The organism is Citrobacter rodentium NBRC 105723 = DSM 16636 (assembly GCF_021278985.1).
GTDB lineage: Bacteria > Pseudomonadota > Gammaproteobacteria > Enterobacterales > Enterobacteriaceae > Citrobacter_A > Citrobacter_A rodentium.
The window spans coordinates 1,942,426-1,966,148 of the sequence record NZ_CP082833.1 but is presented as its reverse complement, the minus strand read 5'-3'; the positions used below and the strand labels follow the sequence as shown (position 1 = coordinate 1,966,148).

Below are 23,723 nucleotides of genomic sequence, written 5' to 3'. Positions count from 1 at the left end.
TTACCCTGATGAAAACTCCCGCACCGCCAGGTGTGGGAGCGTCCTGCGTTCGTCAGCATTTTCCTCGCCATACCTGCGACGCCTGCCGTCAGGCGTGTCCCGTCGGGGCTATCTCGTTTACTGCCAACGCGGCTACGCTGGACAGTGAGCGCTGCATTCGCTGCGGTCACTGTGCGTTTGCCTGCCCCGTCGATGCGCTGGAAAATGTGCCCACCGCCCGGCGACCGTTTCGCCACGGGATGCTGGTCGCGCCTTTTACCGCTCAGGCGGCGTCGGTTGATGAACTGCTGATGTGGCATCTTCAGTACGGGATCCGCGCGCTTGAAATTGAGCCGGACGCCCATCCGGCCTGGGTGCTGGCGGTGGCGGCGTTGAACATCCAGCTTAACGCCCTCGGCGAACCGCAGTGGCAGTTAATTCCACCGACAACGAAACCCGTCAACGTGTTTCGCCGCCATTTACTGCACGTCAGTGAAGAGAAGGTACAGACCGCCAGCGTGGACGCATCGCAGCGTGTGCGCCGAAGCGGTATGCCGCATGTACAGGAACATGCCGTGTTGCTTGATGCCGTGAACTGCGTACTGTGCGGGGCGTGCGAGCGGGTTTGTCAGCAGCAGGTGATTAAGATTGATGAACTGGCGTTACGCACAGACGCGGCGCGCTGTACGGGGTGCAATAACTGCGCGGTGGTGTGTCCGACGAAGGCGATAGCGACCAAAGCCGTAGCGGGCGTTAGCCAGCCTGCAACGTTTACGTTCACGCGTAAGGTCTGTCCGGACTGCCGACGAACGTTTGCCACGTTCACCGCGGAAGATAAACGCTGCCCCATCTGTCAGCGTCACGAATATGGTATGCGGGGGCGATGACGTAGCGGCCAGGCCCCCGGAGAAAGGGGGGATCAGGTCAGAACCATCGGCCATTCAGGCGGAGTCTGGCTCATCACCTCCACCATAACGGCTTCAATATTCTTCCAGATGGCAGACATATCCATCATGGTGATGCCAAGCAGTCCGGTCGCAAACCAGCAGGCGGCAACCACGCCCAGACCACTGCTGATCACCGCGAGGCCAATGTAGTCAGATTTGCGAAAACGAATATTAAGCGTGCTGGCTAAAAACATGAGCACTGCGCTCAGCAGCTGCCAGCGGAGAAGAACCACGCCAGTGGTTATGGTAGCCATGAAACATTTCCTCTGAAAATAGCAGGCGCCCTGACAGCGTGGCGTTTTCACGGCGGGCGCGGCACGCTCTGGCTATCGACAGGCATTCGGATCGACATCATTGAAACAGCGTTTCTGTTTCATGATTTTTGTGAACTATATCACATTGAGCGCTGAGTTTTCCAGCACGAAAGCCACTTTTTTGAACGATTTTTAACCTTATTAATTGCAGGGTTAACGTCTGGTCGCCCGTTAACGATCTCCGCAAAACAGCCGTGGCGGCGCTTAACGTAATAAATATACACAAATTCGTAACTTTTCTGTTTTGTCAAAAAATAAACGCTGAATAAATTTAACTTAATTCCATTTTGCGAATCATCCGGCAAAAAATTGATCATTTTTTACCGGCTTCAGATAATGCATTACGCTTAACAAAATGGCGCTTTACCTCAGGTTTAGTTTTATGTGCGTATATTATTAACCGTAGTCAATATCGGACTTTTACTAATAAAAGTCAGTTGCTAATATTGACAGATTCATGCAACGTAACCACCACAGTGATTTAGCATCTGCCTTGATGATAACAGGCACATAATATGCAGGGAAATAGGGCTGAAATGAATCATCGGGCGCGACGGAAGATGCTGGGGCTCTTTGGGATAATCATGGCGGTGTTGCTCCCCATGATGCTGATGCTTTGGTTTGCCCACTTTCGGGCGGTTTCGCAAACCAGCCAACAATTAGCTACTTTCGCTCAGCTGGCTTTAGATAAAACTGAACAGGTCATTTTACAGGTGGACCTGGCCCGCGATGCCGCCGAGCAGTATCAGGGGCAACCCTGTTCGCCAGCGCATCGCCAGCGAATGTTGAATATTATTCGCGGGCGTTTATATATCAACGAGTTAATTTATGCGCAGGGCGAACGCTTTTTATGCTCGACGGTAATGGCGCCGTCGACGCCTTATATTATGCCGGGCGCGGACTATAAACGAAAACCTGATGTTTCGATTTATTATTTTCGCGATACGCCATTTTTTACTGGTTATAAAATGACGTATATGCAACGTGGAAACTACGTTGCGGTGATTAATCCGCTGTCCTGGAGTGAGGTGATGAGTGAAGATCCCTCGCTGGCCTGGGGAGTGTATGACACGATAACCAACACCTTCTTTTCCGTTAGCGAACAGGCATGGGCGGCTGAGCTTCTGCCGCTGGTGCAGCGCGACAAACCTGTGTTTCAGCAGGGCGGCCGTTTTTATACCATCGTCCATTCAGATAAACGTCCCATTGCGGTGATTGTGTCGACCTCGATGGAGCGGTTCTACCACAACCTGGTGCAGCAGCTGTTAATTGCCCTGCCGATCGCCATTCTCTGTAGTCTGTTGTTGCTCCTGCTGCGGGCGAGGGCGCGTCGGCAGTACTGTTCGCCGCGAAGAATGCTTCAGCGCGCGCTCAGGCAGCGCCAGCTTAGCGTGTACTACCAGCCAATCATTGATATCAAAAATGAGAAATGCGTCGGGGCGGAGGCGCTGCTGCGCTGGCCGGGAGGCAACGGACAGGTGATGAGCCCGGCTGAGTTTATCCCGCTGGCGGAAAAAGAGGGGATGATCGCGCAGATTACCGACTATGTCGTGGAAGAGGTTTTTCGCGATATGGGGGATTTTCTGGCCGCGCATCCGCAGCTCTATATCTCTATTAACCTTTCAGCTTCCGATTTCCACTCTTCCCGGCTGATAGCCCTGATTGCGGAAAAAGCGCGTGAGCACCGCGTGCAGGCGCAGCAGATTAAGGTGGAGGTGACCGAGCGGGGCTTTATCGATGTGCCGAAAACCACGCCAGTGATCCAGGCGTTTCGCCAGGCGGGTTACGAAGTGGCGATCGATGATTTCGGCACCGGCTACTCTAACCTGCACAATCTTTACTCGCTGAACGTCGATATTCTCAAAATCGATAAGTCGTTTATCGACACGCTCACCACCAACAGCACCAGCCCCCTGATTGCGGAGCATATCATTGAGATGGCGCAAAGCCTGCGGCTGAAAACCATCGCGGAAGGGGTGGAAACGGCGGATCAGGTGAGCTGGCTGCTTAAGCGCGGCGTGCAGTATTGCCAGGGCTGGCACTTTGCGAAGGCGCTGCCGCCGCAGGAGTTTATCCACTGGCTACAGCAGCCGCCCGCGCTGCTGACGTCGCGCGGGCAGTAATGTTACAGGCGGTGACGATAGTCGCTGGGGGTGCGATCAAACTCCCGGCGAAAGACGCGGGAAAAGGTCTGCTGCGACACATAGCCTAAATCCATCGCAATATCGAAGATGGGGCGTTCGGTATTGCGTAACTCCACGGCGGCTAACAGCAGCCGACGCTGACGGATGTAGTCGCCCAGCGTCTGGTGCATCACCGTCCGAAACATCCGCTGTAAATACCATTTTGAATAACCTGATTTTTTTGCGACCACATCAATGTTCAGCGGTTGGTCGATATGTTCATCAATCCATTCAATAAGAGTCTGAATAATTTGCTGATGGGACATATGGCTGCCTCTTTCTCAGTGTTCGATTCGTCTTTTGTCTGCGGGCGAGTATAATTCCTCAAGTTAACTTGAGGTAAAGCGTTTTATGGAAAAGAAATCTCCCCGCATAAAAGCCCTGCTGACGCCGGGTGAAGTGGCGAAGCGTAGCGGCGTGGCGGTATCCGCGCTGCACTTCTATGAAAGCAAAGGGTTGATCAGCAGTATGCGCAACAGCGGCAATCAGCGGCGATATAAGCGCGATGTGCTGCGTTATGTGGCGATTATCAAAATCGCGCAGCGAATCGGCATCCCACTGGCGACTATCCGCGAAGCGCTGGGGGTGCTGCCGGAAGGGCATACGCTGAGCGCGAAAGAGTGGAAGCAACTGTCGTCGCAATGGCGCGACGAACTGGACCGGCGCATTCATACCCTGGTGTCGCTGCGCGATGAACTGGACGGTTGCATCGGCTGCGGCTGTCTGTCGCGTAAGGATTGTCCGTTGCGTAACCCTGGCGATCGGCTTGGCGAGCAGGGGACCGGCGCGCGGCTGCTGGAGGATGATTAACGTATATCAGATGACATGCAACATATACTCAACGCCGTAGGCCGGATAAGCGCAGCGCCATCCGGCAGTGTAGAGTAAACATTCAGTGCCGTAGGCCGGATAAGCGTAGCGCCATCCGGCAAAAGAAGCCGCATAAAACTAAAGCGCCGCAAGGGCGCTTTAGTTTTTTTCCCCGGTCTTTGTCTTTCGCTCTATCCCGCTTATATCACGGGAGGGTTTCCCCCGACATCAACACCCCTCATTCGGGCACGTGGTGGAGGTTCCGGTTTGTGTTGATACTGTAATTGTATGCCGCGGCCTTCGGTTTTCCAGCCGTAATGATGATTTTTTAGCCAAATTTTTTTCGCCATCTTCAACAATTTTCTATAGTTAATGAGATGAAATCACGGGAGAACGCCATGCTGACGGTGCACCATTTAAATCAGTCCCGATCCCAGCGCATCCTCTGGGCGCTGGAAGAGTTATCGCTGCCGTATCAGATTGTCCGCTACCAGCGTGAAAAGAGTATGCTCGCGCCGCCAGCCCTGAAAAAAGTGCACCCGCTGGGCAAGTCGCCGGTAGTGGAAGATAACGGCGCGATCCTCGCCGAGTCCGGGGCGATTCTCGAATACCTGCAGGAAACCTACGATCGCGAAGGCAAATTTAAGCCCGCTGAGGCAGAGGCGAAGCGGCAGTATCGTTTCTGGCTGCACTATGCGGAAGGCTCGCTGATGCCGCTGCTGCTGATGAAGCTGGTATTCGTTAGCCTGGGCAAACCGCCGGTGCCTTTCGGTTTGCGCACGCTGGGCGGCGCGTTGGGAAAAGGGGTACAAAAAGCGTATCTCAACCCGCAGCTGGAGACCCATGCCCGCTTTATTGACGCGCATCTGGCCACCCATTCCTGGTTTGCCGGCGAGCAGTTCAGCATGGCGGATATTCAGATGAGCTTCCCGCTGTTTGCCCTGCTGGCCCGCGGCGGTATCGACAACCTCACCCACATCCAGGCGTGGAAAAAGCGGGTGGAGCTGCGTCCGGCCTGGCAGCGGGCAATTCAGCAGGGCGGGCCTTTCGACCTTCCCGGCGGCTGACGACGCAGATCGCCAGCGTGAAATATGTTGCCAGATTGCGCATCGACGATAACGTTTGCGCATCAGTTGACGATTTCTTCGTCGTTAGCGCAAGAAATAGGTAAAAAGCGACAAAGTTCGGTTGAAAAGCGGCATATGATCGCTGGATAATCGTTTGCTTTTTTTTACCACCCGTTTTTTTATGCGCGGAGCTAAACGTTTGCTTTTTGCGACTCCCCTTTTTGTCGCGACGGAGCACAGGGAATTGACGTTTCGCTGGCAGTGGATTGTCCACCACGCATAAAAACGAAAAATAAACTCTCAGGGGATGTTTTCTATGTCTACGCCTTCAGCGCGTACCGGCGGTTCACTTGACGCCTGGTTTAAAATTTCACAACGCGGAAGCACGGTCCGTCAGGAAGTGGTTGCCGGGTTAACAACGTTTCTGGCGATGGTGTATTCGGTTATCGTCGTTCCCGGTATGCTGGGCAAAGCCGGATTCCCGCCTGCCGCCGTGTTCGTGGCGACCTGCCTGGTGGCAGGGCTTGGCTCTATCGTTATGGGCCTGTGGGCGAATCTGCCGCTGGCGATCGGCTGTGCCATTTCGCTGACCGCGTTTACGGCGTTCAGCCTGGTGCTGGGTCAGCAGATCAGCGTGCCGGTGGCGCTGGGCGCGGTATTCCTGATGGGGGTGCTGTTCACCATTATCTCGGCAACCGGCATCCGTAGCTGGATCCTGCGCAATCTGCCGCAGGGCGTCGCGCACGGTACCGGCATCGGTATCGGCCTGTTTCTGCTGCTTATCGCCGCCAACGGCGTGGGGCTGGTGATTAAGAACCCGCTGGACGGTCTGCCGGTGGCGCTGGGGAATTTCGATACCTTCCCGGTCATCATGTCGCTGATTGGTCTGGCGGTGATTATTGGTCTGGAAAAGCTGAAGGTGCCGGGCGGGATTTTACTGACCATCATTGGCATTTCCGTGGTTGGCCTGATTTTCGATCCGGCGGTGAAATTCTCCGGTATTTTCGCCATGCCGTCGCTGAGTGATGAAAACGGCAAATCGCTGATTGGCAGCCTGGACATTATGGGCGCGCTGAATCCGGTCGTGCTGCCGAGCGTGCTGGCGCTGGTGATGACCGCGGTGTTTGACGCTACCGGCACCATCCGCGCCGTCGCCGGACAGGCGAATCTGCTGGATAAAGACGGACAGATCATCGACGGCGGCAAAGCGCTGACCACCGACTCCTTAAGCAGCGTTTTCTCCGGTCTGGTCGGCGCGGCTCCGGCGGCGGTGTACATTGAGTCCGCGGCGGGTACGGCGGCGGGCGGTAAAACCGGCCTGACGGCGATTACCGTCGGCGTGCTGTTCCTGCTGATCCTGTTCCTCTCCCCGCTTTCTTATCTGGTTCCGGCTTATGCGACGGCGCCTGCGCTGATGTACGTCGGTTTGCTGATGCTGAGCAACGTAGCGAAAATCGACTTTGCCGATTTCGTTGATGCGATGGCGGGTCTGGTGACGGCGGTATTCATTGTGCTGACCTGTAACATCGTTACCGGCATTATGATTGGCTTCGCCACCCTGGTGATTGGCCGTCTGGTTTCCGGCGAGTGGCGTAAGCTGAATATTGGTACGCTAGTGATCGCCATCGCGCTGGTGGCGTTTTATGCCGGCGGCTGGGCTATCTGATTCCGAACTTGACGCAGATAACGGGTGGCTTTGGCCGCCCGTTTTTATTTTCAACGCCCATTTTGTTGACTTTTGCGATACTCTGGGAAGAATAAAAATGAGGCACGATGCCTCTCAGGCACACATAAGAAACATTGCAAACAGGGAACGCATGGAAATATTCTTCACCATACTCATCATGACCCTTGTGGTCTCACTTTCCGGGGTTGTTACGCGCGTGCTGCCCTTCCAGCTGCCGTTACCGCTCATGCAGATCGCCATTGGCGCACTGCTGGCGTGGCCGACGTTTGGCCTGCATGTCGAGTTTGATCCCGAACTGTTTCTGGTTCTGTTCATCCCGCCGCTGTTGTTCGCCGACGGCTGGAAGACGCCGACGCGCGAGTTCCTCGAACACGGGCGGGAGATATTCGGTCTGGCGCTGGCGCTGGTGATTGTCACCGTGGTCGGCATCGGCTTTCTTATTTACTGGATGGTGCCGGGCATTCCGCTGATTCCGGCCTTTGCGCTGGCGGCAGTGCTGTCGCCAACCGATGCGGTCGCGCTCTCCGGCATCGTCGGGGAAGGGCGTATTCCAAAGAAAATCATGGGTATTTTGCAGGGTGAAGCGTTAATGAACGACGCTTCCGGCCTGGTGTCGCTGAAGTTTGCCGTCGCGGTGGCGATGGGGACGATGGTGTTTACCGTCGGCGGCGCGACCGTTGAGTTTCTGAAAGTGGCGATTGGCGGTATCCTGGCGGGCTTCGTGGTGAGCTGGCTGTATGGACGCTCGCTGCGTTTTCTCAGCCGCTGGGGCGGCGATGAACCGGCGACGCAAATCGTGCTGCTGTTTCTGCTGCCGTTCGCCTCTTACCTGATTGCCGAACACATCGGCGTTTCCGGCATTCTGGCGGCGGTGGCGGCCGGGATGACCATCACCCGTTCCGGCGTGATGCGTCGTGCGCCGCTGGCGATGCGTCTGCGCGCCAACAGCACGTGGGCGATGCTGGAGTTTGTGTTTAACGGCATGGTCTTTTTGCTGTTGGGCCTGCAACTGCCGGGGATTCTCGAGTCGTCGCTGGTGGCGGCGGAAGCCGATCCGAACGTTGAAATCTGGATGCTGTTTACCGACATCGTGCTGATCTACGTCGCGCTGATGCTGGTGCGCTTCGGCTGGCTATGGACGATGAAAAATTTCAGTATGCGGTTCCTGAAAAAGAAACCGATGGAGTTTGGTTCATGGAGCACGCGTGAGATTCTGATTGCCTCCTTCGCCGGCGTGCGCGGGGCGATTACCTTGGCCGGTGTGCTCTCTATTCCGCTGCTGCTGCCCGACGGCAACGCCTTCCCGGCGCGTTATGAACTGGTGTTTCTCGCCGCCGGGGTGATTCTGTTCTCGCTGTTTGTCGGCGTGGTGATGCTGCCGATTCTGCTGCAACATCTGGAAGTGGGTGACCATTCGCAGCAGCTGAAAGAGGAGCGCATTGCGCGCGCCGCGACGGCGGAAGTGGCGATTGTGACGATCCAGAAAATGGAGGAGCGTCTGGCGGCGGACAGCGAGGAGAATATCGACAACCAGCTGCTGACCGAGGTGAGTTCGCGGGTCATCGGTAACCTGCGTCGTCGCGCCGACGGGCGTAATGATGTTGAAAGCTCGTTGCAGGAAGAGAACCTGGAGCGCCGCTTCCGGCTGGCAGCGCTGCGTTCCGAACGCGCCGAGCTGTATCACCTGCGCGCCACCCGCGAAATCAGCAATGAAACCTTGCAGAAGCTGCTGCACGATCTCGACCTGCTGGAAGCGCTGCTGATCGAGAATCAGTGATTCGGCAGCGTACAAAGCGGAATGTAGGCCGGATAAGGTGCAAGCCGCCATCCGGCGGTGACGTAATGCCTGATGGCGCTACGCTTATCAGGCCTGGGGAAGTATAAATCTGGATGTAGGCCGGATAAGGCGTAAGCCGCCATCCGGCGGTGACGTAATGCCTGATGGCGCTGCGCTTATCAGGCCTGGGGAGTACAAAGCGGAACTGTAGGCCGGATAAGGCGTAAGCCGCCATCCGGCAATGACGCATTAGCCCTGCGGGGCGGACCAGAATCCTTCACAACACGAAAGCCACGCTCTGGCGCTGTGCGAGAGATATATGCCTTCGCGCCAGATCATCCCAAGCTCCCAGCGTAAATCGCTCTCCAGCGGGATCCAGCGCAGCGTATTTTTATCCAGCCGCTCGCAAATCGGTTCCGGCAGGTTCGCGACGCCGACGCCCGCCTGCACCATCGCGGCGAGAAAGTCCCACTGTCCGCTGCGCACGGCGATGCGCGGCTTCACGTTATGCTCGCTGAAAAGCTGCATCAGCTGGCGGCTCAGGGCGAACTCTTCGTTGTAAATGAGCAGCGGATGCTCTGCCAGCGCTTCGGGCGACACCGACTTGCGCTCCATCCACTGGCCGAAACGGGGAACCAGTACGCACAGCGGATGGCTGAACAGCGGTAGCGTCGCCAGACCGCTCTCCGCTTCTACCGGTAGCGCGGTCATCGCCACGTCCAGTTCGCCATTCATCACCGCCTGCTGTACCGTCAGGCCGCCAAATTCCGCAATCTTCAGTTCCACGCCGGGGTAACGCTGGCGAAACAGACTGACCGGACCGGCCATCAGCATCCCGACCATTGGCGGTATGCCCAGCCGTAACAGCCCCTTATTCAGTTGATTAATATCGCCCAGCTCCGCTTCCAGCTGGCGAAACTCCGCCAGAATCGCCTGCCCGCGTTCAAACACCACGCGGCCGGTATCGGTAAGCAGCAGCTTTCGTCCGTTGCGGATCAGCAGCGTCCAGTTAAGCTCATCTTCAAGGTTTTTCAGCATTTTGCTGATAGTTGGCTGGGTGACAAATAGCTTCTCCGCCGCGCGGGTGAAACTTTGCTGGCGCACCACCTCGACAAAATAACGCAGCGTTCTGATGTCCATAACTATTCCTGGTGACTATGCCCGCAATGATTTTAATTCATTTCATTCATCGACGGGCGCTCAGGATGTGTTTTCCGCACGTTTCTTTAGCGCCGCGGGTCGCGAAGCGTAATGTTCTGACCAGCGGCCCTGGCGTTATTTCAACCGCGACACCAGTTCAAACTCATGAAAATGGACCGGGCGCTGCTGTTGCATGGAGATATTTCCGGCGATGCCGGTGAGAATAGACATTGCACCGGCGCGGTGGTCGGCGGCGCGCTGAAGCGGGTCGTGCTGGCGCTCGCCAAACAGGTCGGCGAGCATCGCGTTGTCGCCGCCGCCGTGCCCGCCTTCGCCCAGCGTGAATTCAGCTTTCCACGGCGCGGCGAACATCGGAAAGATGGTGATATCGCACATCTCGAGGCAGCCTTCACTGGCGCGCTCGCCGCCTGCGTTAACGTATGACTTCTCGACGATCTTCATCTCCAGACGGCCTGCGCTGCCGTTAAACACCACGTTCAGCCCTTCCCACGGCAGGTAGGTATTCAGCGAATAGGTCAGTTGCACCTCATTCTGATATTTCACCAGCACCGACATGGTGTCTTCAATGGTGATGCCGTCGCTGAACACGCTCTGGTCGCGGAAATAGTTATCCTCATGCTCGGCATCGAGATACAGCGCCTTTAGCTGCGGGTTGTCTGCCATTTGCAGAGCGAAGGGATCGTCTTTCGCCTGCGCGTAGCCGTGGGCGCGCGGATAAAACTGGGTTACGCCACGGCGCTCCGCGTTTTCCCTGCCGTAAAAACGCAGGCTGCCTTCGGCGTAGACCCGCGCCGGATAGCTGCCCAGCCAGAAGTTCATCAGGTCGAAGTGGTGGGTCGATTTATGCACCAGCAGGCCGCCGCTGTTGCGCTTTTCACGGTGCCAGCGGCGGAAATAGTCTGCGCCGTGCTCGGTGTTCAGCAGCCATTCAAAGTGAACGGAATACACCTCGCCGATCGCGCCGTTCATCAGCAGTTCGCGCACTTTGCTGTGGTGCGGCGCATAGCGATAGTTAAAGGCGACGCGCACCTGGCGTCCGGTCTCCTCAATGGCGTCCAGAATACGCAGAGCGCGCTTTTCATCGATGGTCATCGGTTTTTCGGTGATCACATCGCAGCCCGCATGCAGCGCCCGGACGATGTAATCATCGTGAGTGCGGTCCATAGTGGTAACGATGATGATGTCCGGGCGCGTTTCACGGATCATCTCCTCAAACTGCTGCGCTTTCCAGGTCGATACCGGCGCTGCGCCCTCTTTTTCCAGCAGCGTGTTGGCGTAATTCATCCGGGTCTGGTTAGTGTCGCAGAAGGCAACCAGCCGGGCGTTCTCTTTCCATTGCCCGCCAATTGCCGAAATATACAGTCCCGCGCGACCGCCGGTTCCCACCAGGGCATATTTCTTCATCGTATCCTCTTTTCGCAAAATGAATTAACGTGTTGATGTAATAAAAACAGCGTTTCAATATCATTCTGGTACTTTAGCGCTATCGCAGAAGAGGGGTAGATCGCAGCGAGAAAAATGTGATCCCTGGCCATAATGCCGGAGAAGCGTGCTTTTCTGATTTTCATTGCTGGTGCTACTTAATTTTATCCGTCCCCCTTACAATAACGATGAATTTCACTCGTCAGCGTAAGGATACTCTGCATGAATTATTGTTGGCTCCTGGCCGCGTTGTTCGGCGTTAGCTGTGCCGCTCAGGCCTATTGCCCGGATGAAGATCAGCAGGTGACGTTTCAGGGAACGCTGATACAAAAGACCCTTCCCGGTCCACCGAATTACGAAAGCATCAGGGAGGGTGACGAAGCGCTTACTTACGATTATCTTCAACTCGAACAACCGTTTGAGTGCGGGGGTGACAATGGGGAGGTGAGCGTTTCTGAGGTGCAGCTTATTTTGCCAGACCAGGATCGGATTGCTTATTCCGACCTGGCGCCCCGTCTGGGTAAAGAGGTGCTCGTCAGTGGGAAAACGATGTTTGCGCAGTCAGGCCGCCACTTTACCCCTGTTTTGCTTATTCTGGATGACGTCAACGTCGTGACTTCCATCACCACGCCAGAACAAAAGAAAAGCGCGTTGTTACAGTGGCAACAGTTCCAGCAGGCATTAAGGGAAAAAAATGTCGCCGCGCTGAAAAGATATTTTGTCTTTCCTGTGCAGGGGGAGCTGTTTGACTTTATTCCTTATGATGAAAATCATCCGATGGAAACGTTCACCGAAGCCGTGTTTGATGACAATGCCGGGCAAATTATTGCTGGCTTGCAGAAGCTTGCCCGCCTGGACGTCAATCCTCAATCCCTGACGATAAACGAGTACAGAATTAATGCGCTTTCGGCAAAGGAACGGCAGAGACGCTATTTTCCTCAGGATCAGGACGGCAGATTTTATTATGAAGAAAACGGGCAGCGTCATACCGTTGATGGCGTCTGCGACACGGTAGTCGGGGGCGCTTTTGAAAACGACACGTTGCAGATCAGTCAGGGAACCCTCGCTAACAGGCAGTTGCCGGGGATGTCTGAAATGTGTGACGGGGCATCGGTATATATATTTAAGCTGGTTGAGGGAAAACTGCGGATGACGGGTAGTTTTACCGCCGGGTAATGTCGGATTGCCAACAGAAATAAACAACATAAACGCTCACGCTTCTCCCCGGCCACAATGACCGGGGAGTTGAAGAGTGATTAATGCGCGCGGCCCTGTTCGATACCGTACCCGGTCTGGGAGCGGATAAACTGGGCGCGGAACTGTTCGCGTTCGCGGTTTCCTTCCGCCGAGTTATCGGTCGCCGAGAAGAACCAGATACCGAGGAACGCCACGGTGATCGAGAACAGCGCCGGGTATTCATACGGGAAAATCGCTTTCTCATGACCGAGGATCTGTACCCAAATGGTCGGGCCGAGGATCATCAATACTACCGCCGTCAGCAGTCCCAACCAGCCGCCTATCATCGCGCCGCGGGTAGTCAGCTTCGACCAGTACATGGAGAGCAGGATGATCGGGAAGTTACAGCTCGCGGCGATAGCAAACGCCAGGCCGACCATGAAGGCGATATTCTGGTTTTCAAACAGCACGCCGAGAATGATAGCAATCACGCCCAGCACCAGCACGGTGATTTTCGACACCCGCAATTCGTCACGCTCGGTCGCGCCTTTACGGAACACGTTGGCGTACAGATCGTGCGAAACCGCCGAAGCGCCCGCCAGCGTCAGCCCGGCGACTACCGCCAGAATGGTGGCGAAAGCGACCGCGGAGATAAAGCCGAGGAACATATTGCCGCCGACCGCGTTAGCCAGATGCACCGCCGCCATATTGTTGCCGCCAATCAGCGCGCCCGCCGCGTCTTTGTACGCCGGGTTTGCGCCCACCAGCATGATGGCGCCAAAGCCGATGATAAAGGTCAGAATGTAGAAGTAACCCATAAAGCCGGTGGCATAGAACACGCTTTTCCGCGCTTCGCGCGCGTCTGACACCGTGAAGAAGCGCATCAGAATATGCGGCAGACCGGCGGTGCCGAACATCAGGCCAAGGCCCAGCGACAGCGCGGAGATCGGATCTTTCACCAGTCCGCCCGGACTCATAATCGCGGTGCCTTTCGGGTGAACCGCCATCGCTTCAGTGAACAGGTTATTGAAGCTGAAGCCGACGTGCTTCATCACCATAAAGGCCATAAAGCTGGCGCCGAACAGCAGCAGCACGGCTTTGATGATCTGTACCCATGTGGTCGCCAGCATACCGCCGAACAGCACGTACATCATCATCAGCACGCCCACCAGCACCACCGCGATGTGATAGTTCAGACCGAACAGCAGCTCGATCAGCTTGCCCGCGCCGACCATCTGGGCGATCAGGTACAGCGCCACCACCACCAGCGAACCGCAGGCGGAGAGAATACGGATCGGCCCTTGCCTGAGGCGGTAAGAGGCCACGTCGGCAAAGGTATAGCGGCCGAGGTTACGCAGACGTTCAGCGATCAAAAACAGAATGATTGGCCAGCCGACCAGGAAGCCCAGTGAGTAGATCAGCCCGTCATAGCCGGATGTGAACACCAGCGCGGAAATGCCGAGGAAGGAGGCGGCAGACATATAATCGCCCGCAATCGCCAGCCCGTTCTGGAAGCCGGTGATATTGCCGCCCGCCGTGTAGTAGTCGCTGCGTGAACGAACGCGTTTAGAGGCCCAGTAGGTAATTCCGAGCGTAAACACGACAAAAATCAGGAACATAATAATGGCCTGCCAGTTCGTCGGCTGGCGCTGTACGGCACCGCTAAGGGCATCCGCCGCGTTGGCCGCGAAGGGTAGTGTGGCGGCAAGCGCCGTCAGGACTCTCTTCATGATGCTTTAACCTCATGCAGTAACGCATTATTAAGACGGTCGAATTCGCCGTTCGCCCGCCAGATATAAATGCCGGTCAGAATAAAGGAGATCAGAATCACCCCCACGCCAATCGGAATACCGCGGGTGACGCTGGTGCCCGGATGCAACGGCGTGCCAAGCCAGCCTGGCGCGAAGGCAATCAGTAAAATAAAGCCGATATAAATCACCAGCATGATGATTGATAAAATGGTGGCAAACCGTTGCCGTTTTTCGACTAACTCCCTGAAATGCGCACTGTCTTCTATCCGCTGATAAATAGAATTATCCATCACAGAGTCTCCAGAGGCCCCTGCGTCTTTCGCGCTGCACACTTGCCCACCCCGGTTACATAGCGATCTATGCTCCTGGGGATGTGCTCGCTTGCCGCCTTCCTGCAACGCGAAATCCTTTGGGGGAGATTTTTATAGTTCCCTCCCGGTGAAGAGAGGGTAGGGTTAGATTTGTAGGCCGGATAAGACGTCTCGCGTCGCCATCCGGCATATACTCGTTATGACGGCATCGCGATAGCCTGCTTCTCTTCGAGCAGCTTCTCTACCACGCCCGGATCGGCGAGGGTCGAGGTGTCGCCCAGATTGCTGGTATCGCCCGCCGCGATCTTGCGCAAAATACGGCGCATAATTTTGCCGGAACGGGTTTTCGGCAGTGAGTCGGTCCAGTGCAGCACGTCCGGCGTCGCCAGCGGGCCAATCTCTTTGCGCACCCAGTTGCGCACTTCCGCGTACAGCTCGGGTGAGGGGTCTTCGCCATGATTCAGGGTCACGTAGGCGTAAATCGCCTGGCCTTTGATGCTATGCGGAATACCGACCACCGCGGCTTCGGCGATCTTCGGATGCGCCACCAGCGCCGATTCAATTTCTGCCGTGCCCAGACGGTGGCCAGAGACGTTCAGCACGTCGTCCACGCGACCGGTGATCCAGTAGTAACCGTCTTCGTCACGCCGCGCGCCGTCGCCGCTGAAGTACATATTCTTAAAGGTGGAGAAGTAGGTCTGCTCGAAGCGTTCGTGATCGCCAAACAGCGTACGCGCCTGGCCAGGCCAGGAGTCGGTGATCACCAGATTGCCCTCGGTCGCCCCTTCCTGCGGATTGCCTTCGTTGTCCACCAGCGCAGGCTGCACGCCGAAGAACGGACGCGTTGCGGAACCGGCTTTCAGCTCCGTTGCGCCGGGCAGCGGAGTGATCATGAAGCCGCCGGTTTCGGTCTGCCACCAGGTATCCACCACCGGGCACTTTTCATTGCCGATCTTCTTCCAGTACCACTCCCACGCTTCCGGGTTGATCGGCTCGCCGACGGAGCCGAGAATGCGCAGCGAGGCGCGGCTGGTGCCTTCGGTCGCCTTATCGCCTTCCGCCATCAGCGCGCGGATCGCGGTCGGCGCGGTATACAGAATATTCACCTGGTGCTTATCGACCACCTGCGCCATGCGCGCCGGAGTCGGCCAGTTTGGCACCCCTTCAAACATCAGCGTCGTCGCGCCGCAGGCCAGCGGGCCGTACAGCAGATAGCTGTGCCCGGTTACCCAGCCCACGTCGGCGGTGCACCAGTAAATGTCGCCCGGATGATAGTCAAAAACGTACTTAAAGGTGGTGGCGGCATACACCAGATAACCGCCGGTGGTATGCAGTACGCCTTTCGGTTTGCCGGTGGAGCCAGAGGTATAGAGGATAAACAGCGGATCTTCCGCATTCATTTCAACCGGCTCATGCTGGTCGTGGGCCTTTTCAGTCACCTCGTTCCACCACAGGTCGCGGCCTTCGCTCCAGTCGACAGGGCCGCCGGTGCGCTTCAGCACAATCACGTGCTCAATACTGTTGACGTTCGGGTTTTTCAGCGCGTCGTCGACGTTTTTCTTCAGCGGGATGGTGCGTCCGGCGCGCACGCCTTCATCGGCGGTGATCACCAGCTTTGAACTGGAGTCGATAATACGCCCGGCGACCGCTTCCGGCGAGAAGCCGCCGAAGATCACCGAATGCACCGCACCGATGCGCGCGCAGGCCAGCATGGCAACGGCCGCTTCCGGCACCATCGGCATATAAATCGCCACCACGTCGCCTTTTTTAATGCCTAAGTCTTGCAGGGCGTTGGCAAAGCGGCAGACGTCGCGGTGCAACTGGCGGTAGCTGATGTGTTTGCTCTGCGAAGCGTCGTCGCCTTCCCAGATGATGGCGGTGCGATCGCCGTTTTCCGCGAGGTGGCGGTCAAGGCAGTTTGCCGCTAGGTTTAGCGTGCCGTCTTCGTACCATTTAATGGACACATTGCCCGGCGCAAAGGAGGTGTTCTTGACGCGAGTGTACGGTTTTATCCAGTCGAGAATTTTTCCCTGTTCGCCCCAGAAGGTATCAGGATCGTTAATTGATTGTTGATATTGCGCCTCATACTGCTGCGGGTTAATCAGGCAACGGTCCGCAATACTGGCGGGAATAGCGTGTTTATGTATTTGGCTCATGGCTTTTGTTCTCCTTGTAAGATGTTAATAATATGTCTCACAAACGTTAAATGTAGGGGCATTTACAGTTTTGTTTAGTATTTGCGCGGCAGATCACGCAATAGGGGAACTGTGCAAATAAGCGGCAATACGTTTTTTGAAGAAGGCCAAAAAAAGTTGCGTAACCCTTTCTGTAACAGCAGGTTATGTTAATTTTTTTGCAGGTGGCCGGGCAGAGGAAAACAGGGGCGGTGAAATGCTAAAACGGAGTGAATAACTCTAAAGTGGTATTTTACATACACTTACAATTGATTAAAGACAACATTTTCTTTGTGGTTTTTTGTTACATCTGGATCAGAGCAATGTCATGACGGTTATGTGCGGTTATCGTCATGGAAAGAATAAAAAGAACCGCCATTGTGAGCAATGGCGCAATCTGGATGAGACCTCTATGGCAAGGATTACACAACGTGCACGCCGTTTTTTCAGCCTGATAGTACCGCTGTTTTTCATTTCTGCTGTTTACGCTGAGCAAACTGCCGCCCCCGCAAAAACCGTTACCGTTGAAGCGAAAAATGAGCTGTTCGCGCCTCAACACCCCGATCAATATCTCTCCTGGAAAGCTACTTCGGAACAGTCGACGCGGGAAGACGCGCTGGCGGAAGATCCGCGGCTGGTGATCCTGTGGGCGGGATATCCCTTCTCTCGCGACTACAACAAACCGCGTGGGCACGCTTATGCGGTGACCGACGTGCGGGAAACTCTGCGTACCGGCGCGCCGAAAAACGCCGAAGATGGCCCGCTGCCGATGGCCTGCTGGAGCTGTAAAAGCCCGGACGTGGCGCGTCTGATCCAGAAAGAGGGCGAAGATGGCTACTTCCACGGTAAATGGGCGCGCGGGGGACCGGAAATCGTCAATAACCTGGGCTGCGCCGACTGCCACAACACCGCCTCCGCCGATTTCGCCAAAGGCAAGCCGGAGCTGAACCTGTCGCGCCCTTATGCCGCGCGCGCAATGGAGGCTATCGGCAAACCGTTCGATAAGGCCAGCCGTTTCGATCAGCAGTCGATGGTCTGCGGCCAGTGCCACGTGGAATACTACTTCGAGGGTAAGAACAAAGCCGTGAAGTTCCCGTGGGACGACGGGATGAAGGTCGAGAATCTGGAGAAATATTACGATGCCATCGCCTTCTCCGACTGGACCAACTCGCTGTCAAAAACGCCGATGCTGAAAGCGCAGCACCCGGAATATGAAACCTGGAGCGCGGGTATCCACGGCAAAAATAACGTCACCTGTATCGACTGCCATATGCCGAAGGTGCAGAACGCCGCGGGTAAACTCTACACCGACCATAAGATTGGCAACCCGTTCGACAGCTTCGCCCAGACCTGCGCCAACTGTCACACCCAGGACAAAGCCGCGCTGCAAAACGTGGTGGCCGAACGTAAGAAAGCGATCGGCGAGATGAAAATCAAGGTGGAAGATCAGCTGGTCCACGCCCACTTTGAAGCGAAAGCGGCCTGGGATGCCGGCGCGACAGAAGCGGAAATGAAGCCGATTCTGCAGGATATTCGCCACGCCCAGTGGCGCTGGGATCTGGCTATCGCCTCTCACGGCATTCATATGCATGCTCCGGAAGAGGGGCTGCGGATGCTGGGCGGCGCGATGGATAAAGCCGCCGACGCCCGCACCAAACTGGCGCGTCTGCTGGCGACCAAAGGCATCACTCATGAAATCGCTCTGCCGGATATCTCCACCAAAGAGAAAGCCCAGGCGGCAATTGGTCTGAACATGCAGCAGATTAACGCCGAGAAACAGGAGTTCATCAAAACGGTGATTCCGCAGTGGGAAGATCAGGCGCGTAAAAACGGTCTGTTAAGCCAATAACCTCACATGTGACAAATTTGCCGGATGACAGCGCAAGCGCTTTATCCGGCCTACGGAAGTCTTGTAGGCCTGATAAGCGTAGCGCCATCAGGCATTATGCAACGGAGTGAATATGAGCGTATTACGTTCGTTATTAACTGCTGGGGTGCTGGCGTCAGGTCTGTTATGGAGCCTGAGCGGGGCAACCGCCACGCCAACGCCGCAGGAGTCTGAACGCTGGGAGGTGACTCCACAGCGTAGCCCGGACGCCGCGTGTCTGGACTGTCACAAACCGGATAGCGAAGGGATGCACGGTAAACATGCGTCCGCCACTAATCCGAACAACAAACTGCCGGTCACCTGCACCAACTGCCACGGCCAGCCGTCGCCGCAGCACCGTGAAGGGGTGAAGGACGTGATGCGCTTTAACGAGCCGATGTACAACGTTGAGCAGCAGAACAGCGTCTGTATGTCCTGTCACCTGCCTGAGCAGTTGCAAAAAGCGTTCTGGCCGCATGATGTTCACGTCACCAAAGTGGCCTGCGCCAGCTGTCACTCGCTGCATCCGAAGCAAGACACGATGCAGACGTTAAGCGATAAAGGACGGATTAAAATCTGCGTCGATTGCCACAGCGATCAGCGCAACAATCCGGACTTTAATCCGGCGTCGGTTCCCTTGCTTAAGGAGCATCCATGAGTTGCACCCGTCGCCAGTTTATCACCCGCGTCGGCGCGCTGGCGGCGGTCAGCGGTACGGCAGGACGCGTGGTGGCGAAAACGTTGAACATCAATGGCGTGCGCTATGGCATGGTGCATGACGAATCGCTGTGCATTGGCTGTACCGCCTGCATGGACGCTTGTCGGGAGGTGAACCAGGTGCCGGAAGGCGTCTCGCGGCTGACGATTATTCGCAGCGAGCCGCAGGGGAGCTTTCCGGACGTGAAGTATCGCTTTTTCCGCCATTCGTGCCAGCACTGCGATCGTGCGCCGTGCGTTGACGTCTGTCCGACCGGCGCGTCATATCGCGACGCCGCCAACGGCATTGTCGATGTGAACCCGGATCTCTGCGTCGGCTGCCAGTACTGCATCGCCGCCTGCCCGTACCGCGTGCGCTTTATTCACCCGGTGACGAAAACGGCGGACAAGTGCGATTTCTGCCGCAAGACCAACCTGAAAGCGGGCAAGCTGCCGGCCTGCGTTGAAGCCTGTCCGACGAAGGCGCTGACCTTTGGCAATCTCGACGATCCTAACAGCGACATTTGTCGGCTGCTGCAACAGAAAACCACTTACCGCTACAAGCTGGCGCTGGGCACCAGGCCGAAGGTCTACCGCGTTCCCTTTAAATATGGGGAGGTGAGCCAATGACAAACGCATCTGCTTTCCACTTTGAATCGCTGGTGTGGGACTGGCCCATCGCCATCTATCTGTTTCTGATCGGCATCTCCGCCGGGCTGGTGACGCTGGCGATCCTCTTACGCCGTTTTCACCCGGAGGCGGGCGGTTCAGAGAGTACCCTGCTGCGCACCACGCTGGTGCTCGGGCCGGGAGCGATTATTCTCGGCCTACTGATTCTGGTTTTCCACCTGACGCGCCCGTGGACCTTCTGGAAGCTGATGTTTCATTACAGCTTTACCTCGGTGATGTCGATGGGGGTGATGCTGTTTCAGCTTTACATGGTGGTGCTGGTGCTGTGGCTGGCGAAAATCTTTGAAAAAGAGCTGATCGCCCTGCAACAGCGCTGGCTGCCGCGGCTGACGCTGCTGCCGAAAGCGCTGGTGCTGATTACCCCGTTCCATCGTCTGCTTGAAACGCTGATGCTGGTGCTGGCGGTACTGCTTGGCGCGTATACCGGTTTTCTGCTGTCGGCGCTGAAGTCCTATCCGTTCCTTAATAACCCGATCCTGCCTGCGCTGTTCCTCTTTTCCGGGATCTCTTCCGGCGCGGCGGTGGCGCTGATGGCGATGGCGTTACGTCTGCGCAGCAACCCACACAGTACCGAAGCGCACTTTGTTCACCGTATGGAAACGCCGGTGGTGTGGCTGGAGATCTTCCTGCTGGCGGCGTTCTTCGTCGGCCTGGCGCTGGGCGATGACGGAAAAATGCGCGCGCTTTCCGCGGCGCTGGGCGGCGGATTCTGGAGCTGGTGGTTCTGGCTCGGCGTGGCGGGACTGGGGTTAATCGTGCCGATGCTGCTGAAGCGCTGGGCCAGTCGCAGCCCGACGTATTACGGCGTGCTGGCGGTTTGCGGCGCCAGTCTGACTGGCGTCCTGCTGCTGCGCTTTTTTATTCTTTATGCAGGACAGCTGACGGTTGCATAATCCAGGCGTCTTCCTTCCTGAAGCCGGTTTTCTGGCGCTGTTATTAAGCTTCGGGGTCAACCTGTTGACCCCGCTTGCCGTGCTGACGGGAATACGGCGGCGCTGGCAGGGGGTGATGCGGCTGGCAGCACTCGGCGTCTGGACGCAGTTTGCCCTGCTGCTGCTCGCCTTTTCTCTGCTGGTTTACGCCTTTCTGACCAGCGACTTTTCGGTGATTTACGTGGCGCAGCACAGCCACAGCCTGCTGTCGTCGGGACTTAAGCTGGCGGCGACGTGGGGCGGCCATGAAGGTTCGCTGCTGCTGTGGGTGCTGTTTCTTTCCGCCTGGAGCGCGCTGTTCGCCTGGCGCTCACGCCGCGAAGCTGACGCGCTGTTTCCGCTGACCCTCTGCGTTCTCTCGTTCATTACCGCGCTGCTGCTGCTGTTTGTGATGCTGTGGTCCGATCCGTTCGCCCGCATTTTCCCGCCCGCTATTGAGGGGCGGGACCTTAACCCGATGCTGCAACATCTGGGGCTGATTCTGCACCCGCCGCTGCTCTATCTCGGCTACGGCGGGCTGATGGTCGCGGCGGGCGTGGCGCTGGCCGCGCTGCTGAGCGGCGGGTTTACTCCCGGGGCAGCCTGGCTGTGCTGGCGCTGGGCGCTGCCTGGCTGGTGCGCGCTGACGCTCGGCATTATTCTCGGTTCCTGGTGGGCCTACTGCGAGCTGGGCTGGGGCGGTTGGTGGTTCTGGGACCCGGTGGAAAACGCCTCGTTACTACCCTGGCTGTCCGCCAGCGCGCTGCTGCACAGCCTGTATCTTTCCCGCCGGAAGGGGATCTTCAGGCACTGGTCGCTGCTGCTGGCGATTGCCACCCTGATTCTGTCGCTGCTGGGGACGCTGATCGTCCGTTCCGGCATCCTGATTTCCGTTCACGCCTTTGCGCTGGATAACGTGCGTGCCGTTCCGCTGTTTGCGCTGTTTACCCTACTGAGCCTGGCCGCGCTCGGACTGTACGCCTGGCGCGCCCGCGCCGGTGAACAGGCGGTGCGCTTCGCCGTCTGGTCGCGCGAAATGCTGATTCTGTCGGCGCTGCTGCTGTTTAGCGCGGTGCTGTTGATTGTGCTGATCGGCACGCTCTACCCGATGATTTACGGCCTGCTGGGGTGGGGACGGCTGTCGGTGGGCGCGCCCTATTTCAACCGCGCCACGCTGCCGTTCGGCCTGCTGATGCTGGGGGTTATCGTGCTGGCGACGATAAAAGGCCGGAAATCTTTGCGTCGCCAGCTTCCGGCGCTGATCGCCCATGTGGGGGTGCTGATTGCGGCAGCGGGAATTGTTCTTTCCGGCGTCAGTCGCCAGGAGATCAGCCTCAATCTGAGTCCGGGACAGCAGGTGGAACTGGCCGGATACACCTTCCGTTTTGATCGTCTTATGCTTGAGGCGAAAGGCAATTACACCACCGAGAAAGCGCAAATCTCGCTGTGGCAGGGGGATAAACGCATCGGCAGCCTGACGCCGGAACGGCGGTTTTACCCGGCGCGTCGCCAGCAGATGATGGAGCCGGGCATTCGCTGGAACCTTGTACACGACTGGTATGCGGTGATGGGCGAGAAAACCGGGCCGGAGCGTTACGCCATGCGGCTGTACGTGCAGAGCGGCGTGCGCTGGATCTGGGGCGGCGGCTTGTTGATGATCGTCGGGGCGTTGTTAAGCGGCTGGCGCGGGAGGAGAGAGGATGCTTAATGTGCCTGAATTTTTGCCGGATGGCGCTGCGCTTATCCAGCCTACAGAGAGAGAAACGTGTAGGCCGCCATCCGGTATGATGATCCTCTTGTTTACCCTTTTATTTATTTCGTTCACCGCCCGCGCCCAGGTGGTCGATACCTGGACGTTCGCCAGCCCGCAGCAGCAGGAGAAAGCGCTCGCGATTGCCAGCCAGCTGCGCTGCCCGCAGTGCCAGAACCAAAACCTACTGGAATCCAATGCGCCGGTGGCGGTCAGTATGCGCCATCAGGTCTACACGATGGTGGCGGAAGGCAAGGATGAGGCGGAAATCACCGCCTGGATGACGCAACGCTATGGCGACTTTGTGCGTTACAACCCGCCGCTGAACGAACAAACGCTGCCGCTGTGGGCGCTGCCGTGTCTGCTGCTGCTGCTGATAGCCGTCGTGATCTGGCGCGTCGCACGAGGTCAAAAAAAGGGGAGGGCGAACGATGACTCAGCCTGAACCGCTGCGCCCGCTGCCGGTAAAGCGACTGGCGGCTGCCGCGCTGCTGATGGCGATCGCCTGTTTCGGCGGGTATCTGCTGACGCCGAAATGGCAGGCGGCGCGCGACGAACAGCGGCGTCTGGCGGACCCGCTACGGGAGTTTAGCGAACCGCAAACGCCGCAGGCGCAACTGCTCGCCCTGCAAAAGCAGATCCGCGCCAATCCGCAGGATAGCGAAAAATGGGCGCTGCTCGGCGAGTATTATCTCTGGCGCAACGATTACGCCGACGCGCTGCTGGCCTATCGTCAGGCGCTGCGCATCCGCGGTGAGAATGCCGAACTTTACTCGGCGCTGGCGACGGTGCTTTACTATCAGGCCGGACAGCATATGACGCCGCCAGCCCGCGAGATGATTGATAAAGCGCTGGCGCTGGATGCCAGCGAGGTGACCGCGCTGATGCTGCTGGCGTCGGATGCGTTTATGCAGGCCGATTACCGGCAGGCGATGTTACTGTGGCAAAAAGTCCTTGATTTGAATTCGCCGCGGGTAAATCGTAGGCAGCTGATCGACTCAATCAACATGGCGAAACTTCTGCAAAACCGGTCGGAATGATTTGGTTTAC

General features: G+C 57.1%; 19 protein-coding genes and 1 pseudogene. 13 read left to right on the top strand and 7 right to left on the bottom strand.

All coding sequences use genetic code 11. The features are described from left to right. Positions 1 to 8 precede the first annotated feature (8 nt). A complete protein-coding gene (locus tag K7R23_RS09315; RefSeq protein ID WP_012907500.1) occupies positions 9 to 866 on the top strand; it encodes a 4Fe-4S binding protein in 858 nt (285 codons plus the stop codon). Between the two features lie 32 nt (positions 867 to 898). Here the strand turns inward: K7R23_RS09315 and K7R23_RS09310 are convergent, their stop codons facing one another. Beyond that, complete coding sequence (locus K7R23_RS09310; protein ID WP_024132918.1) at positions 899 to 1,180, bottom strand: YjcB family protein; 282 nt, start codon at positions 1,178 to 1,180, stop codon at positions 899 to 901. 596 nt (positions 1,181 to 1,776) lie between these two features. Here K7R23_RS09310 and K7R23_RS09305 point away from each other — a divergent pair. Further along, on the top strand, positions 1,777 to 3,363 hold the full coding sequence (locus K7R23_RS09305; RefSeq protein WP_012907503.1) for an EAL domain-containing protein: 1,587 nt from the start codon (positions 1,777 to 1,779) through the stop codon (positions 3,361 to 3,363). A gap of 2 nt (positions 3,364 to 3,365) precedes the next feature. Here K7R23_RS09305 and soxS read toward each other — a convergent pair whose 3' ends face one another. Continuing rightward, complete coding sequence (gene soxS / locus K7R23_RS09300) at positions 3,366 to 3,689, bottom strand: superoxide response transcriptional regulator SoxS (protein ID WP_012907504.1); 324 nt, start codon at positions 3,687 to 3,689, stop codon at positions 3,366 to 3,368. An 85-nt stretch (positions 3,690 to 3,774) separates the two neighbouring features. Here soxS and soxR point away from each other — a divergent pair, with 85 nt between their 5' ends. From soxR to K7R23_RS09280, 4 genes are all read left to right on the top strand, one after another. Beyond that, positions 3,775 to 4,233, top strand: coding sequence for a redox-sensitive transcriptional activator SoxR (soxR, locus tag K7R23_RS09295; protein WP_012907505.1), 459 nt, complete (start codon positions 3,775 to 3,777; stop codon positions 4,231 to 4,233). A gap of 398 nt (positions 4,234 to 4,631) precedes the next feature. Beyond that, positions 4,632 to 5,300: a glutathione S-transferase family protein gene (locus K7R23_RS09290; protein WP_012907506.1), complete on the top strand. Its 669-nt coding sequence runs from the start codon at positions 4,632 to 4,634 to the stop codon at positions 5,298 to 5,300. A 316-nt stretch (positions 5,301 to 5,616) separates the two neighbouring features. Then, on the top strand, positions 5,617 to 6,966 hold the full coding sequence (gene ghxP, locus K7R23_RS09285) for a guanine/hypoxanthine transporter GhxP (protein ID WP_012907507.1): 1,350 nt from the start codon (positions 5,617 to 5,619) through the stop codon (positions 6,964 to 6,966). Positions 6,967 to 7,117: 151 nt separating this feature from the next. Beyond that, the gene (locus tag K7R23_RS09280; protein WP_012907508.1) at positions 7,118 to 8,764 is read left to right on the top strand and encodes a Na+/H+ antiporter; all 1,647 of its coding nucleotides are present in this window, start codon (positions 7,118 to 7,120) and stop codon (positions 8,762 to 8,764) included. 249 nt (positions 8,765 to 9,013) lie between these two features. Here K7R23_RS09280 and K7R23_RS09275 read toward each other — a convergent pair whose 3' ends face one another. Beyond that, a complete protein-coding gene (locus tag K7R23_RS09275; protein WP_012907509.1) occupies positions 9,014 to 9,904 on the bottom strand; it encodes a LysR family transcriptional regulator in 891 nt (296 codons plus the stop codon). A 135-nt stretch (positions 9,905 to 10,039) separates the two neighbouring features. Further along, complete coding sequence (locus K7R23_RS09270) at positions 10,040 to 11,329, bottom strand: Gfo/Idh/MocA family protein (RefSeq protein WP_012907510.1); 1,290 nt, start codon at positions 11,327 to 11,329, stop codon at positions 10,040 to 10,042. Positions 11,330 to 11,569: 240 nt separating this feature from the next. Here K7R23_RS09270 and K7R23_RS09265 point away from each other — a divergent pair, with 240 nt between their 5' ends. Further along, on the top strand, positions 11,570 to 12,523 hold the full coding sequence (locus K7R23_RS09265) for a DUF4431 domain-containing protein (RefSeq protein ID WP_012907511.1): 954 nt from the start codon (positions 11,570 to 11,572) through the stop codon (positions 12,521 to 12,523). Positions 12,524 to 12,603: 80 nt separating this feature from the next. Here K7R23_RS09265 and actP read toward each other — a convergent pair whose 3' ends face one another. The 3 genes from actP to acs all read right to left on the bottom strand — a co-directional run bounded on the left by actP (position 12,604) and on the right by acs (position 16,741). Then, positions 12,604 to 14,253: a cation/acetate symporter ActP gene (gene actP / locus K7R23_RS09260; protein ID WP_012907512.1), complete on the bottom strand. Its 1,650-nt coding sequence runs from the start codon at positions 14,251 to 14,253 to the stop codon at positions 12,604 to 12,606. After that, on the bottom strand, positions 14,250 to 14,564 hold the full coding sequence (locus tag K7R23_RS09255) for a DUF485 domain-containing protein (RefSeq protein WP_012907513.1): 315 nt from the start codon (positions 14,562 to 14,564) through the stop codon (positions 14,250 to 14,252). Before K7R23_RS09255 ends, actP begins: the two co-directional genes overlap by 4 nt. A gap of 218 nt (positions 14,565 to 14,782) precedes the next feature. Next, entirely contained in the window at positions 14,783 to 16,741 is a 1,959-nt protein-coding gene (gene acs / locus K7R23_RS09250; RefSeq protein WP_012907514.1) for an acetate--CoA ligase, read from the bottom strand. A 430-nt stretch (positions 16,742 to 17,171) separates the two neighbouring features. Between acs and nrfA the strand changes: the two genes are divergently transcribed. The 6 genes and pseudogenes from nrfA (at position 17,172) to nrfG (ending at position 23,713) form a co-directional block, all read left to right on the top strand. Beyond that, positions 17,172 to 18,608 (top strand): ammonia-forming nitrite reductase cytochrome c552 subunit, encoded by a 1,437-nt coding sequence (nrfA, locus tag K7R23_RS09245; protein WP_012907515.1) that lies wholly within the window; start codon positions 17,172 to 17,174, stop codon positions 18,606 to 18,608. Between the two features lie 112 nt (positions 18,609 to 18,720). After that, positions 18,721 to 19,284 (top strand): cytochrome c nitrite reductase pentaheme subunit, encoded by a 564-nt coding sequence (nrfB, locus tag K7R23_RS09240; protein ID WP_012907516.1) that lies wholly within the window; start codon positions 18,721 to 18,723, stop codon positions 19,282 to 19,284. Then, entirely contained in the window at positions 19,281 to 19,952 is a 672-nt protein-coding gene (nrfC, locus tag K7R23_RS09235; RefSeq protein ID WP_012907517.1) for a cytochrome c nitrite reductase Fe-S protein, read from the top strand. The genes nrfB and nrfC overlap by 4 nt, the downstream gene beginning before the upstream one ends. Next, positions 19,949 to 20,905 (top strand): cytochrome c nitrite reductase subunit NrfD, encoded by a 957-nt coding sequence (nrfD, locus tag K7R23_RS09230; RefSeq protein ID WP_012907518.1) that lies wholly within the window; start codon positions 19,949 to 19,951, stop codon positions 20,903 to 20,905. Before nrfC ends, nrfD begins: the two co-directional genes overlap by 4 nt. Next, positions 20,898 to 23,118 (top strand): annotated as a pseudogene (nrfF, locus tag K7R23_RS09225) (heme lyase NrfEFG subunit NrfF). Before nrfD ends, nrfF begins: the two are co-directional and overlap by 8 nt. Next, the gene (nrfG, locus tag K7R23_RS09220; RefSeq protein ID WP_012907521.1) at positions 23,105 to 23,713 is read left to right on the top strand and encodes a heme lyase NrfEFG subunit NrfG; all 609 of its coding nucleotides are present in this window, start codon (positions 23,105 to 23,107) and stop codon (positions 23,711 to 23,713) included. Before nrfF ends, nrfG begins: the two are co-directional and overlap by 14 nt. The last annotated feature ends 10 nt before the right edge of the window (positions 23,714 to 23,723 follow it).